General features: G+C 61.7%; 8 protein-coding genes. 2 read left to right on the top strand and 6 right to left on the bottom strand.

The window, feature by feature from the left end:
• Positions 1-429: 429 nt before the first annotated feature.
• The gene (gene gltX / locus BW09_RS09050) at positions 430-1,950 is read right to left on the bottom strand and encodes a glutamate--tRNA ligase (protein WP_044089798.1); all 1,521 of its coding nucleotides are present in this window, start codon (positions 1,948-1,950) and stop codon (positions 430-432) included.
• A 1,278-nt stretch (positions 1,951-3,228) separates the two neighbouring features.
• Between gltX and BW09_RS09045 the strand changes: the two genes are divergently transcribed.
• Positions 3,229-5,094 carry a DUF805 domain-containing protein gene (locus tag BW09_RS09045; RefSeq protein WP_140463769.1) on the top strand — a complete coding sequence of 622 codons (1,866 nt, stop codon included), beginning with the start codon at positions 3,229-3,231 and terminating at the stop codon, positions 5,092-5,094.
• A 1,183-nt stretch (positions 5,095-6,277) separates the two neighbouring features.
• Here the strand turns inward: BW09_RS09045 and BW09_RS09040 are convergent.
• From BW09_RS09040 to BW09_RS09020, 4 genes are all read right to left on the bottom strand, one after another.
• Positions 6,278-7,387, bottom strand: coding sequence for an acyltransferase domain-containing protein (locus BW09_RS09040; protein ID WP_140463767.1), 1,110 nt, complete (start codon positions 7,385-7,387; stop codon positions 6,278-6,280).
• Between the two features lie 355 nt (positions 7,388-7,742).
• Positions 7,743-8,741, bottom strand: coding sequence for a D-hexose-6-phosphate mutarotase (locus BW09_RS11210; RefSeq protein WP_258185044.1), 999 nt, complete (start codon positions 8,739-8,741; stop codon positions 7,743-7,745).
• 58 nt (positions 8,742-8,799) lie between these two features.
• On the bottom strand, positions 8,800-10,518 hold the full coding sequence (locus BW09_RS09025) for a UDP-glucose--hexose-1-phosphate uridylyltransferase (RefSeq protein WP_140463765.1): 1,719 nt from the start codon (positions 10,516-10,518) through the stop codon (positions 8,800-8,802).
• Positions 10,518-11,600 (bottom strand): phosphotransferase enzyme family protein, encoded by a 1,083-nt coding sequence (locus tag BW09_RS09020; protein WP_140463763.1) that lies wholly within the window; start codon positions 11,598-11,600, stop codon positions 10,518-10,520. Before BW09_RS09020 ends, BW09_RS09025 begins: the two co-directional genes overlap by 1 nt.
• 331 nt (positions 11,601-11,931) lie before the next feature.
• On the opposite strand from BW09_RS09020, the gene BW09_RS09015 reads away from it, so the two are divergent.
• Entirely contained in the window at positions 11,932-12,951 is a 1,020-nt protein-coding gene (locus BW09_RS09015; RefSeq protein WP_140463761.1) for an AraC family transcriptional regulator, read from the top strand.
• Here BW09_RS09015 and BW09_RS09010 read toward each other — a convergent pair.
• Positions 12,842-14,230: an ATP-binding protein gene (locus BW09_RS09010; RefSeq protein WP_140463759.1), complete on the bottom strand. Its 1,389-nt coding sequence runs from the start codon at positions 14,228-14,230 to the stop codon at positions 12,842-12,844. The two genes, BW09_RS09015 and BW09_RS09010, sit on opposite strands and share 110 nt — an antisense overlap.
• Between the last annotated feature and the right edge of the window lie 144 nt (positions 14,231-14,374).

Below are 14,374 nucleotides of genomic sequence, written 5' to 3'. Positions count from 1 at the left end.
CCCATTATGTCCGATTTCCACGCATGGCTAAGGGAGGAGATAGGACGCAGCGTCGATAAGGCGGCTGCAATCCAGCCCCGAGGCCATCCACTGCGTTCATTAGGTTGTTTGTCATTCATTTGACAGGTGATGCTCAAGCCGTGATGCTCAAGCCGTGATGGTCAAGCCGACACCACGGAAACCCGCCATTTCAATGATCGGCGCGGCAAGGCATCTACTGGCAAGGCACCTACCTAATGAATGACACATCAACCTCATGAATGAATGTAGCCGATACGTTGAGCGGCGATAACGGCATGGGCGACACTGGTACCGCTCTGAGTACGCGAAAGGCGGGCATCAGTGTGAACAGATGCCCGCCTTTGACTACCCCTCAGTCAGCTTCACTGCCAGCTCCCCTGACAAGGGGAGCTATTCAAAATGCCGGACTCACAGGTGCGCGCGCAGGCCCTTCAGGCGGGCCACGGAAATCGCCTTGCCGACGATCTCCATCGACTCGAACAGCGGCGGGGAGACGCGACGGCCAGACATGGCCACACGAACCGGGCCGAAGGCGAGACGCGGCTTGTAGCCACCGTCCTCCACCAAGGCCTTGTTCAGCGTCTCGTGCAGGTGGTCGGTCTTCCAGTCGGCCTCGTCCACGCCTTCGAGCGCGGCGATGGCGGCGTCAAGCACTTCGCCGGCGGAGTCCTTGAGCTGCTTGCGTGCATCGTCGGCGGGCTCCAGATATTCCTCGGTGGAGAGGAGCGACCCAACCATGCCGGCCACCTCGCCCAGCAGTCGCACACGCGGCTGGACCAGTGGTGCGGCGGCGGTCAGAATCTCCTGTTCACGGGAGGTCAGAGCATCCCAATCGTCGGCGGAGACCACGTCGTCACGCTTGAGGTACGGCACGGAACGGCGCAGGAAGTCAGCCGGGTCAAGCATACGGATGTGCTCGGCGTTGATGGAGATGGCCTTGTCGAGGTCGAAGCGGGCCGGGTTGGCCTTGACGTCGCGCACATCGAACTTGGCGATCATCTCATCCATCGTGAACACGTCGCGGTCCGGAGCGATGGACCAGCCGAGCAGAGCGAGGTAGTTGAGCAGGCCCTCGCGGATGAAGCCGGCGTCGCGGTGGTTGAACAGGTTGGACTCCGGGTCTCGCTTGGAGAGCTTCTTGTTGCCCTGGCCCATCACGTACGGCATGTGGCCGAACAGCGGGGTGGTCTTGGCGATGCCGAGCGCCTCGAGGTAACGGTAGAGCACGATCTGGCGCGGGGTGGAGCTGAGCAGGTCCTCGCCGCGCAGCACCACGTTGATGTCCATCATCGCGTCGTCCACCGGGTTGGTGAGCGTGTACAGGGCGTCACCGTTCGGGCGCACGATCACGTAGTCCGGCACGGAACCGGCCTTGAATTCGATGCGGCCACGGATGAGGTCGTCGAAGGCGATGTCCTCGTCGGGCATGCGGATACGCAGCGCGGGCTTGCGGCCCTCGGCGCGGAAGGCGGCCTTCTGCTCCTCGGTGAGGTCGCGGTCGTAGCCGTCGTAGCCGAACTCGGCCGGGCGGCCGGCGGCGATGTTGCGCTCCTTGATTTCCTCCGGGGTGGAGAAGGACTCGTAGGCATAGCCGGCCTCGAGCAGCTTGGCGGCGACGTCCTTGTAGATGTCGGTGCGCTCGGACTGGCGGTACGGGCCGTGGGGGCCGCCCACGTCGATGCCCTCATCCCAGTCGATGCCCAGCCAGCGCAGGGCTTCGAGGATCTGGTTGTAGCTTTCCTCGGAGTCGCGTGCGGCGTCGGTGTCCTCGATACGGAAAATCAGCTTGCCGCCTGTGGCGCGGGCCTCGGCCCAGTTGAACAGGGCGGTGCGCACCATGCCGACGTGCGGGGTGCCGGTGGGCGACGGGCAGAAGCGAACACGGACGTTCGCGGGGAGTTCAGGTTTGGTGTTTTCAGCATCAGTCATAGTCCACTACTTTAGGACTGCCCTTGGGCAGAATCTCGCTGAGCCGGCTGTCAGCGAGGCAAAACCACTGGCCAGCCGCCGAACCGCCCCACTGACAGCTCCCCAGCGAGGCAAAACCACAACCAAGCCGACGGAATACCCCGGTCACCGCCATTCAACGGAGCAAAACCTCAGCCAGACCGAGGAAACACCCCGCTGAGAGCTCCCCAACGGGGCAGAATCTCGACCCAGCCGAAGGAACACCCCGGCCACCGCCACTCAACGAAGCAAAACCTCGACCAAGCCAACAAAATACCCCGGTCACAGCCACTCAACGGGGCAGAATCTCGATCAAGCCAACAAACCGCCCCACTGACAGCTCCCCAGCGAGGCAAAACCTCGAACAGACCGACGGAATACCCCGCTCACCGCCCGTCAGCGAGGCAAAACCACTGGTCAGCCGCCGAACCGCCCCACTGACAGTTCCCCAACGAAGCAAAACCTCGGCCAGACCGAGGAAACACCCCTGCCACCGCCATTCAACGGAGCAAAACATCGGCCCAGCCAACAAACCGCCCCGCTGAGATATGTCGCTCAGCAGGCGAGGCCGTTGAACAGCGCAGCCCAATCCTGGGATTCATCTTCGCGCGTTTCGTGGAAATCAGCGACGGCACCGTTCGCATTCTTGTAGTCGTTGTTCATCATGTTCCCCTTACTGCCATGCGTCAGAAGCGTCAATTGCTTCCCGGCTCCGTCACCGCAGCCGCGCGCATATTGAATAACTGCAATCACCGTAACACAAATGAACAAAATCGCTCAACAAGCATACATATCAATTTGATAACAATGCACCCCGCGTGCGCCTCCCTCAGCGGGGCCGTGGGAATGCAAGCAATACGAACCACAACGAAAATCTCGGAATACATCTCCACGTACGCCCCGCCTCAACGCAATCGCGAAAACGAAGCCCAAACAGGCCGATAGCCCACCCAGCGACCGCTCCAGCGTCGCCACCCCAACAGGTGGCGCGCCCAGCCCATATGTAGCGGGCTCGATAAGTGCGCATCTGTTCTCTGCCGTCGGCCGTGGGCCTGAGGAAAAGGGCTTGCGACGAACCTCCCGCCCGAAGCAACGGAAACCAGGACCACAGCATCTACAGCATCCAGCACTCATGAAAGAACGCATCAGAACAGTATTCAGACCAATATTCAGACAACATTCCCCTACATTGCTTGGTTTTCCATGAAAAGCTGGAAGAATAGAGATGGACGAATACAGTCCTTGATGAAAGGGGAATCAATGACCGATCCCAGCAATGTGCCGCTGCCGCAAGCGCCAACGCCCGGCAACGCAAGCACAGATTCGCAAGCACACCGCACACCCAACGACAATGCCGCAATGCCGCAGTATGGGCATAACGATTATGCCACTCCGCTCGCTCCCGCCGGTCAGGCCGAGCAACCCGCCCAGCCACAGAACGCGGCTACTCCGTTCGAGCCGCAACAGCCCCAACAACCCCAACAGCCGGCTTATGGCCAGACCGCTCAGCCGCAATATGAGGCGCCGCAGTACGGCCAGTACACACAGCCGCAGAACGCCGCCAACCAGTACGAGCAGTCCACGCAACCGCAATACGGAACCCCGCAATACGGAACCCCGCAATACGGTTACGGTCAGGCGACCCCGCAGACCAGCCAGCCGCAGTACGGAGCACCGCAGTACGGGCAGACCGAGCAGCCCCAGCAGCCGGCATACGGCCAAGCCGCGCCACAGAACGCCGCGAACCCGTTCGACCCCCAGCAGCAGCCGGCCTTCAGCACCCAGTCGCAGTACGGGCAGACCGATTCATCACAGTATGCCGCTCCGCAATACGGCCAGTATGGGCAGTACGGTCAAACGGAGCCCCAGCCGGCCGCCAACCAAGCCGCCGCATACGGGCAAGCCGACCAGCCTCAGTCACAGCCCCAGTACGGCACCCCGCAATACGGCCAGCCCCAGCAGCCCCAGCCCCAGTATGACCAGCAGTCCGGCAACCCATACGGCGCGAACCCGTATGACACCGGCACCGCCAACTCCACCAACGCTGCCGACCCGTACAACGCGAATCCGTACGCCAACCAGTATGGCAACAACCAGTACAACGGCAACCCGTATACCGCCCCGCAGCAACCCTCGGTCTATCCCGCGTCTGCGCAAGCCGCCACAGTGCCGCTGGACCAGCCCTACTATGGCTGCCCCTTCCCGGAGGCGTTCCTGCGCTACTGGAAGAAGTACGCCGTATTCACCGGGCGGGCATCCCGCAGCGAATTCTGGTGGTTCATGCTGGCGTTCCTTGGCATCAACTTCGTACTGGGCACGCTGACTGATGTCACCGACGGCAAGCTCGAGTTCCTCGAAAGCATCTGGAGCATCGGCACACTGGTGCCGAATCTCGCACTGGCAGTCCGACGCCTGCACGACACCAACAGGTCCGGCTGGTGGCTCGCCGGATTCTACGGCGCATTCGTCGCCGGCATCGGTCTGATTATCGCCGGCGGCGCAGGCGCGTTCTTCGGCGGCCTCGGCGGCATGCAGTATGGCGGCACCTACAGTGAGGGCTACGGCGCTATCGCAGCCGGCAGCATTGGCCTGATAGTGGTCGGCGTATTGCTGCTCGCCGCCCCTGGCATCGTGTACATCGTATTCATGGCGCAGGCCAGCAAGCCGGAAGGCGCGCGCTTCGACAAGAATCCTGCCGCGGCAACACCCAATGGCTACGCGCCCACTGATCCCAACGGTTACGCGCCCAATGGTTACGCGTCCAGCGACCCCAATGGTTACGCGCCCACCGGATACGCTCCCGCAGCGCCGACCACGGACGCTTCCTACGGAACTCCGCAGACGTCCGCATATCCGGAATACGGCGCCCCGGCGGCGCAGACACCCGTCTATGGCGAACCGGGCGCGGCCGCGACTCCCGCGACCCCAACCACTCCGGTAGCTTCGGCGACTCCGACAGCACCGACAGCACCGACAGCACCCGCGTACGGCAGCGATGCCAATGCCGCAGCCCCCGCTTGGCAGCAGCCGGCGGCGGCGCCGAGTGAGGCATCGCCCAGCAATACCAACGCCGGCACCGACAACGCCTCTGACAACGCCGGGCAGAAGCCCTGGCAGGGTCAGTGAGCTGATAGCCCCTGGCGATAATCCCTGCTAGGCAGCAGCAGAGCCCCGTTCATACGAGCGGGGCTCTTGTCATATCCTGCACCCCTCCAAGCGCGACTGCATAGACGCGCGATTCCATGGGCATCGGAGAGCAAGCCTGCGGTGCCCGGCGCACACCTGCCCGGTACATACGCACACCCGCCCAACACATACCCGCCCAACACATACCCGGCAGACGCAAGCCCGCTGCACCCAGCGAACGTCCCGCACACGCAAATATGTCCCCGGGAATACCCAAGCCCTCGGCACTAGACACACACCGGGCACGCCCAAACACGCGAAACCCAACACAGACACCCAAACACGCACCGGCTAGCCGGGTGCCAGCCGCCAACCGGTTGTAAGTTCGCGGCTCGACGAGAGCACCGCGAACTTACAACCGGTCAGAAGCCCAATACAGGCTGTATGTTCGCGTCCTAGCGAGAGCACCGCGAACTTACAGCTGATTAAAGACCCGAAACAGGCTGTATGTTCGCGCCATGTTCGTCAGGACGCGAACATACGGTCCGAACTATTCTGGAAAGCAGTCCAAAGCAGCACAGACCGACCCGAAACCAACCCGAACCCACCCAAAATCGGCGTCAACCATGCCCCGAGACATGCATAAGCTATCCGCTCGAACTAGATACCAGCCTAGGATCGGGCCGGTCCGCCCCAAGCCAACCCGAACCGGCCCGAACAGCATCATCTGCGTATGCATTCAGGCAGTATGCATTCAGGCAGTAAGAGGGCTGATAAACGCTCAATTGGACGACAACTCCAGCAACGAGGCGGCTCGCGGCAGTTCACAGCGGCCCACACAGCAACTCATACAGCAGCCCACACGACACGGCGACCCATGCAGTGGCTCAAGCGGCGGTCCCCGCGGCCCATACGGCACGGCGTTTCGCGCGGCGTTTCACACAGTGTTTCACGCGGCAACTCACGGCAGTCCATACGGCACCGCGCCCCAGCGGCTCACGATGGTTCAAGGAGGTTCCACGGCGGCCCACACGATGATTCACAGCGGACCCTAGCAGCCCACGCGGCGCCACACGGCAGCTCGCACGGCGCCACACGGCAGCCCACACGACACAGCGCCACGCAACGGCGCCACACAGCAGCCCACGGCAGTATCGCATCGGAACGCTGAGCAGACGAGCCGTCACCAGACGAGGATACCGCCGACATCGCGGACGGTACCGCCGGCGAGCAAGTATCGCTTGAGCCCACGCTGCAAGCCGGTGCGCTCGGGCAGCTTCTCGGGCGGAAGCGCATTCGCGCCCCATCCGCACACGCGCTCGACGAGGGCCGAGCCGGGCGCGGTATTGGGGAATTTGGCGAACCGGTGCATGAACCGGCAGATGTTACTGTCCGTGCGCGCAATCTGGTCCAGCGCCGGGTCGAGCAGCCAGCTTTCGCAGACGCCGACCGGGGTGAGGCGGCCGAGTTTGGCAAGTAGCGGCTTGGCTTGGGCGATGGAGTAGTCCACAAGCTCGGGTGTCAGCGGCCCGTCAGCGGGGATATGGATATTGGTTGCGGGCATACCGGGTGCCAACAGCAAATCATGGTCGTCGGTCCGCAGGCTGGCTGTCTCCCGGCGAATCACCCCGCGTTCGGTATCAATGGGATTACCGGTGATTACACCATCGTCAAATCGCAGACGGGTGACAAAGGCGCGGGAATCGTCACCCGCGGCCAGCGGCAGCCCCGCCACCGAGACGTGTACGCCGTCGCCGGCCAGAATGACCAGACCACCGTCGCGCGTATCCCGGTACACGTAATACGGCTCAAGAAGAACGGTTGATTCGTACTGTAACCGGCCGATGCGCAGGATATTGCCAGTGAGCGAGAGCAGGTTCCATTCGGTTTCGCTGATGCCCGGACGCCCGGTTTTCTCACGATGCACGTCGGCCCATATCGCGAAATCGCGCAGCGTGGCCCGGACGATGTCGTCCGGCACACCGGCTGACCGCATCGAAGCAACGGAGGACGGCAACAGATCCACCATCACCGCCGCCAGCGTCACATCCGAGCCCTCCGGACGCACCGGGTAGAAGACAGCCACATGGGAGCGCAGTCGTTCGACCAGCGCGGCGGCGGCAGAAACGTTCTTCCCGCGCAGAACGAGCTCGGCGATGCCGCTGAGCGACTCCCGGCCGACCTGATCCTCGTGCAGCCATGCGAGCAGCTTCGCCGCCGACTCATACAGATCGGCCGTGATGCCGAAATAGCGCTCGCACAACGCGAAGTCGCAGATGTTACTACCGGTCATGCTTCCCATTATTCATCGCATTCATCACATTCGTCGGAGCAGGAAGAGGCAGGTGTCATCGTCGAACATAACTTGGCGAACGACACTTGGCCAACGACACAGATGTCCGCCAAACCACCGCTTTCTGCCTCATTGACGGTTCGATGAGGCAGAAAACCGCATTTCACAGACGCTGCACCTATCTACCGACACTATCTACCGGCACACGCCCCATTCCCGAGATATGAAAGCTTAGAAAAAGATATACAAAGATAGAAAAGGATTAAAAAGGATATGAAAGGCCGATCCGGTCTCACACCAACGAGAGCATGCCGCAACGCTGTTGATGACTGCGACCGAAAGGTAGCGCCGCCGCTCACGCCACGGTCAGCGTCTGGGAGAGCGTGTGGGATGCGCCGGGAGCGAGTGTGACGGCCCGGTCGCGGCAGACGGCAGCCTCGACGGCTGCGAAACCGCGCCATTCCGCGGCATCCGGACGAGTGTCGGACATCGTCTCTCCGCCCGCCTTGCCGGGGTTCCACACCACGGTCTGCGGGGAGCCGGACTTGGCGATGTGGATGGTGCGGCCCAGCACATCGTCGTGCAGCTCCAACGAGGCATCCGAATAATAGACGCGATTGACTTCGAAGTCGCCGAACGCCACTTCCGAAGTGTCCTGGGTCTTCGGCGGGAACCCCGTCTCGGTGGCGTCAAGATACGTGGCACCCTCAAGACCGGAGAGGCGCGCGCCTGCCACGTCGCCGACGTGCAGGTACGAATGCAGCGCGGCTTCGAAGGTCATCGGCTTGTCGCCGGTGTTGGTGACGGTCAGGGCCATCGTGAGCGACTGGGACGGCAGCAACTGGGAGGACAATGACCGGGACGGCACAGACACAGTGACCGGTGAACCGTTGGCCGATTCAGACGGTACATGCACTCCGGATGCGACAGTTTGAGCCTCAGCCACCGCACTGCCACCGCCCAGCGTCACGTCATACACCGCACGGAAATCGGAGGCGGGCTCGTCGTCCAGCCATGGCACATCCCCTGGCTGCAATTGCGCGGCATCGAGGATGAAGCGCGCATGGTCGCCGGTGAAGGATTGCTCATCAAACCGCCAATTCCGGGCGCGCGCGAACCCGTGAATCGGGCTTTTCGCGGTCTGATGGCCGTGCGCAAATCCGGGGCCAAACCACGGGAAGCAGATGGGTACGCCTCCTCCAAGGGGACGGCCATCCTCGAAGCGCCAAGTGGACGGCGTCCAGATTACCTCCTGCCCGCCTGCCGGAACCCAGCTCAGCACGTGCGCGGCGTAATCGCTGATGATTGCGCGGCCGGATGCGGCGTCAAGCGTACGAACGTTGAATGATGTCATATGGTTCGCTCCCCTATTGGTGTTGTGTGTCATTGTATGGCGGCTGCTACGTTGCAACTCAGTCCTGGCGGGCGAAGCCGAGGTCCTCCAGGAATCGCTGGGTCTGCGGCTTGGTCTTGAACACGGCGGTGTTGCCGAGGATGCGTTCACAGACGCTGCCGAGCTCGTCGTGCACGGCCGCTGTGATGGCCTCGCGGTTGCGATTGCCGTTCAGCGCGGCGGTCAGTTCATCCCAGACCAGCGCGAACTCGCTCAGCGATTCCGGCAGCGGCTCGCCGGCTGCGAGCGCGTCCTCAAGCACACCGAGCTGCGTCACCAATCGTCCGGGCAGGATGAACAGGCCCTGCGCCTCGATCAGGCCCACCGGCTCCTGCTTGATCGGCCAGAATTCGGGGTGCGCGTGGAAGATGCCTTCCGGGTATTCCTCGCTGACCGCATTGTTGCGGAAGATGAGGCTCATCTCATAGCCGCGTTCGGTGATGATGGCGCTCGGCGAGACGGCGGACTGGCGGTTGCCGTCGGTGTCATGGCTGGCGATGTTCGCGTCCGCGTCATCGTACTGCTGCCAGGCAAGGCGGATCCGGTCGCTGACCTCGATAATCGAGTCGCGGCTCTTGGAGACTACGCGTACGGCGGTGCCGGGCCAGTCAAGAATCTCGACCACGGTGTCCGGATAATCGGCCACCGTGAACGTGGCCCAGGCGGGCGCCTTGAGCATCGGCAATACTTCACCACCACCCTGATAGTGGTCGTGGGCGAGCACCGAGCCGCCGATGCGCGGCAGCGCGGCGTTGCAGCCGAGGAAGTAGCCGGGGAAGCGGTCGACGAAGTCGAGCAGATGGCCGAACGTCTCACGGTCCACATGCATCGGCGTATGCTCCATGTTCACGCAGATGCCATGCTGGTGGAAGTAGCCGTACGGAGAGAACTGCCAGAACCACTGTTCGCCGCCGAGCGTCATCGGCATGGTGCGCAGCGTGCGCTTGTTACGGCCCGCGAAGCCTTCGTTCTCATGGCAGATCGTGCACTTCGGGTATCCACCGGACACCGCGTTGCCGGCGGCCGCCTTCTTCATGTTCTTGAATTCGGGCTTGGCGAGGTTGATGGTGACGACAAGCCCGTGCGAGTCGAAGCGCGGGTTCTTGTCGAGCACGGCTTTCTTGACGTAGTTGTTGGCCACGCAGTAGCGGTAGAACCAGTGCATCGCCGCCATGCCGCCGTCCGTGCTTTCGGTCTCCTCGAAACTGTCTTCGATGGACGACGGCGTGCCGGACAGCAGTCCCATGATGATGTCCGCGTAGACCGGGCCCTCGTCGTCGGCGAACAGGCCGGCGGAGACGGCGGCGGCGCGAAAGTCGGCGATTAGTGCGTCAGGGTAGGCGAAGGATTCGCGCTCGGCTTCTTTTGAGGATTCTTTCTTGGCTTCTCTCCCCCAGTCGGCTTCGCCGACAGCCCCCTCGTCAGAGGGGGCCGAATGAGATGCAGTATCACCGATACCCTCAGCAGAGGGGGCCGAAGGGGAAACAGCTTGGTATGAATCCAGACCGAAGAGGGCGAAGATGTTGTTGCGCGTCCAGTCGGCGTCGCGCGGGTCGAGGCCGAGATTCCGCTCGGCGAACGCGACCAGCGCGTCAATCGAACGGTAGACGGCGGCGAGCGCGGACCGCCCGTCCGCGGCAGCGGCAGCGGCAGTGACGGTAGCAGACGTGGCAACGGCAGCAGCGGACGCGGCAGCCGTAGTGTCCACGGCGGCGGGGGCTGTGTGTTCGGCGGTCATCAGCGGGCACCGCCTTCCAGCACGTCGGCTACGATGGCCTGGATTTCGCCGGCCTTGGCCTCCATCTCCTGCACGAGCTTGATCTGCGTGCGGGCGCGCACCAGGTTGTGCTCGGGGTACTTGGTGGCGAAGTACGTGTCGCCGGCCAGATAGTCGGCGAGGAAGCGCATACCGCATTCCATCGTCATCAGGTTGCCGGCGAACGCGAACAGCTCGCCCTCGCGCGGGGTGACGCTTGCGCGTACGGCACCGACGAAGCCCTCGGCGTAGGCGCGGAAGTATTCGGTGCTGAAGTGCACCTTGTCGAGGTCCTTCTCGTCCTCGAGCGCGGTGGAGGCGCCGAAGCGGATGGAGTCGCCGAAGTCGTAGAGCATGGAGCCCGGCATGATGGTGTCGAGGTCGATGATCGCGCGCGCTTTGCCGGTTTCGGCGTCCATGAGGATGTTGTTGAGCTTGGTGTCGTTGTGGGTCACGCGCAGCGGGATGGAGCCGTCCGCGAGACCGTCCGTCACCGTGGCGTACTGGCTCTCATGCGCAAGGAAGAAGTCGATTTCCGGCTGGCAGGTGGCGGCGCGGCCGAGCTTGTCCTCGGCGAGCGCGGCCTTGAAGTCCTCGAAACGATGCGGGGTGTCATGGAAGTGGGCGATCGGCTCGGTCAGCTGCGAAGCGTCGAATTCGGCTAGCGTCCGCTGGAATTCGCCGAACGCGCGTCCGGATTCGCGGAACACGTCCGCATTCGGCACAAGGCTGTAGGAGGTGGTGTTTTCGATGAAGTCGTACACCCGCCACGCGCCGGAATCGTGGGCCGCGTAGGTGCCGCCCTCCTTGGTGGGGACGATGTCGAGCGTCTCCTGGCCGCGCTCGCGCAGGAACGCGGTGACCAGTTCGATGTTGCGCATGAGTCCCTTGGTGTCCGGGAAGATACTCGTGTTCATCTTCTGCAGGATGTACCGACGCTGGTTCGTGACCAGCAGATAGGTGACGTTGATATGACCGTCGCCGTACGGTTCGATGCTTTCGACCTCGCCTTCCAGCTGGAACAGGTCGGCGACTGCCGCGAGCTCGGGGTCAAGGTTTGCCATGATGATGTCCTTCTGTCGTTCGTGCGATATGCCACCGAGTCGTCCTGTCCGTTCAGCATTCCTCGGTTTCTGGTTTTTATTTAAACACAGCGTTGTTTGCCAACCACAGTGCCGCAGTAGCCAATAATCGTTGATATTACTGGGATTTCAGTGGTTTTTATGGCTTACAGTACGGTTCACTCCAGCACAATTTCCAGCACCATCAGAACAACTTTTTGATATGCTCAAGGTGACTGCGAATAGACTCCCCTCAGTCCGCTTCGCCTCACCGTAGGTGACTGAGTGAGAGCGAAGGAAGCAGAACAAGAGGCGGCAGCGGAAGGGAACGAGTATGACACCGGTCGAGCATCATGTGGACGCGGCGGTCTCGCATTACTTCGTGTATGTGCCCAGCCGCAATGCGATGCGCATGTTCCTCTACCCCACGCGCATCGGTCTATACCGTTATCTCAAGGGCTATTGGCTCAATCGCGGCTCGTTCGACAGCTTCATCCTCATGGCCATCTACAACGGCACGTTCGTCTTCACGGTGAACGGACGGCGATCGGTGGCGCGCACCGGTGATCTGGTGCTGCTCGACTGTCATGCGCCCAACGTGTACCAAGCCAAGGCCGAAACCGACTGCACGCTGCTGTGGATGCATTTCGACGGGCGTTTGGCACGTGATTATTTCGAGGCCATCCATGACGACCTGGGCGATGTGATCACGTTGCGGCGCGCCACCTACGCCATCAGCCGATTGCGCATGATCTACGATATGTTCGCCGAGGAGCGCAAGGTGGACGAGGCACGCATGTCCCTCATCATCACCGAAGTGCTCACCGAATGTCTGACGGACGGCGTCAGCGCCGGCAGCCCCTCAGCATTCGAAGACAACAGACGGCCCGGTACCGAACCGACCGACGTGCGTACAGGCGAAAACGCCGGGCGCAACGACAAGCGCGGCAGCAGCTACAACCAGCATGCCATCGAGGAGACGCTCTCGTACATCGCCACGCATCTGAGCGAGCCACTGCCGGTGTCCCAGCTCGCGGCGATGGCGCTGATGAGCGAGTACTACTACATCCGCGTATTCCGGCAGGTCACCGGCTACACCCCGCACACCTACATCGTCAACGCGCGCATGCACGCGGCGAAATACATGCTCTTGACCGGCGATGCGACGCTGAAGGAGATCTGCGCCGCCTGCGGCTTCTCCTCCACCAGCGCCTTCTGCGCGTCGTTCAAGAAGCGCTTCGGCGTCACGCCCCTGACGTTCCGCGCATCCGCAAAAACCAGCGCCATGCCGGAATCTGATGAATCACGCGCCCATCCTGCTCGTAATCGCGCTCCTCACCATCGCCCACAATAACGATGCTTTCCTTCATATCCCGCTCCGCCATCATCTCCCATAATGCGCGCGTCTCGCGCCGGACAGTCGCCTCATCATCCATGTTCATCGTGACCTGATACAGCTCGTACGTCTCGCTCTGCAGAGCGTCGCCTACGACGAAATCGACTTCATACCCATGCTCACGAGTGCGATACGAAGCAATACCGTCACGCCGGAAACCGACATTGCGGCGTCGCAATTCCAGATACACCGCCTCTTCCAAACGCTGACCTTCATCACGGACGCCCGCGCTCGCCACTGCAGCAGCGAGGCCGGAATCTATGGCATACACCTTGGGCATTGCCGTGGTCCGTTCGCTGAGCGCCATCGAGAATTCACGCAATCGGAACAGCAGGTAAGCATCTTCGAAATATCCGATGAGGTCTCCGAGCATCTCCCGACTCGCGGGCATGCCGGCTGAACGCAGATCATTCTCGACCTTGCGCAATGACAGCTGTTTGCCATTGGAACCCAGCGCACGCCGCGCCAGAGCGGAAGCGACCCTGGGACGAGAAATATCATGACGCTCCACCACGTCCCGCAGCACCACGCGTTGCACATACGACTGCAACAGGGCGATTCTCTGCGGGTCAGGAAGCTCCTGGACCGCAGGGAAACCTCCGACAATCAGGTAACGTTTCATAGCGTTCTGCAACAGGAGCCGCTCCTCGAGAGAGTACGCCTTGACACCGTCGTCGCCCGCATCCAGTGTGACAGAGTCGACGACATCATTCGCACGCACGAATTCCCGGAAGGAATACGGCAGCAATTCGAAATCCAAGGCCCGCCCACGAAACTCCGTTGTTATCTCATTCGAGAGCATCTTGGAGGAGGAGCCGCTGATATAAATCGTGGCCTTGGTGTTATCCACAACACGGCGCAGCCACGCCCCCCAGTCACGCATCTCCTGCAACTCATCGAAAAACAGGTATACGCCTTCGCGCAAGCCCTCTGGATGCGCCGCATAAAACGCTTCCAGCACTTCATCTCCAGTGGCAGGAGTGACTGACCCTAAACGATCGTCTTCAAAATTGAAATAGCAGATGCGGCTCCACGGGATGCCCGACTCATGCAGCATTTCCATTTCCTGAAACAGGCGATAGCTTTTGCCGCTACGCCGCATGCCGGTCACTACCTTCACCAGATTGCCAGCCTTTGGCGCCAACGGTTTTCCCAAATCCAAATCACGCGCGACGATTGGCTGAAAGTCCTTTATCGTGAAGCTTGCCAGCTTTTCCGCAATCACTGGATTTGTCATGAAGACCTCCAAACGCTCCCCGTGATACTCCTCGCAATACGATATTGGTCACTTCATATTACCAGTTTTACAGAAACTGGTAACTCTACATGACCAGTTTACTGAAAATCGGCAAAGTGAGATGACCAGTTGTTGCAAAACTGG

Origin of the sequence: Bifidobacterium sp. UTCIF-1, from assembly GCF_006408915.1 — a bacterium.
Taxonomy (GTDB): Bacteria; Actinomycetota; Actinomycetes; order Actinomycetales; family Bifidobacteriaceae; genus Bifidobacterium; species Bifidobacterium reuteri.
The sequence above is the reverse complement of the archived record's forward strand: the minus strand, read 5'-3'. Positions and strand labels throughout refer to the sequence as shown.

Bases quoted from the DNA above. Each gene is read 5' to 3' on its own strand.
- gltX (WP_044089798.1), bottom strand. From the start codon at position 1,950: ATGACTGATGCTGAAAACACCAAACCTGAACTCCCCGCGAACGTCCGT.
- BW09_RS09045 (WP_140463769.1), top strand. From the start codon at position 3,229: ATGACCGATCCCAGCAATGTGCCGCTGCCGCAAGCGCCAACGCCCGGC.
- BW09_RS09040 (WP_140463767.1), bottom strand. From the start codon at position 7,387: ATGACCGGTAGTAACATCTGCGACTTCGCGTTGTGCGAGCGCTATTTC.
- BW09_RS11210 (WP_258185044.1), bottom strand. From the start codon at position 8,741: ATGACATCATTCAACGTTCGTACGCTTGACGCCGCATCCGGCCGCGCA.
- BW09_RS09025 (WP_140463765.1), bottom strand. From the start codon at position 10,518: ATGACCGCCGAACACACAGCCCCCGCCGCCGTGGACACTACGGCTGCC.
- BW09_RS09020 (WP_140463763.1), bottom strand. From the start codon at position 11,600: ATGGCAAACCTTGACCCCGAGCTCGCGGCAGTCGCCGACCTGTTCCAG.
- BW09_RS09015 (WP_140463761.1), top strand. From the start codon at position 11,932: ATGACACCGGTCGAGCATCATGTGGACGCGGCGGTCTCGCATTACTTC.
- BW09_RS09010 (WP_140463759.1), bottom strand. From the start codon at position 14,230: ATGACAAATCCAGTGATTGCGGAAAAGCTGGCAAGCTTCACGATAAAG.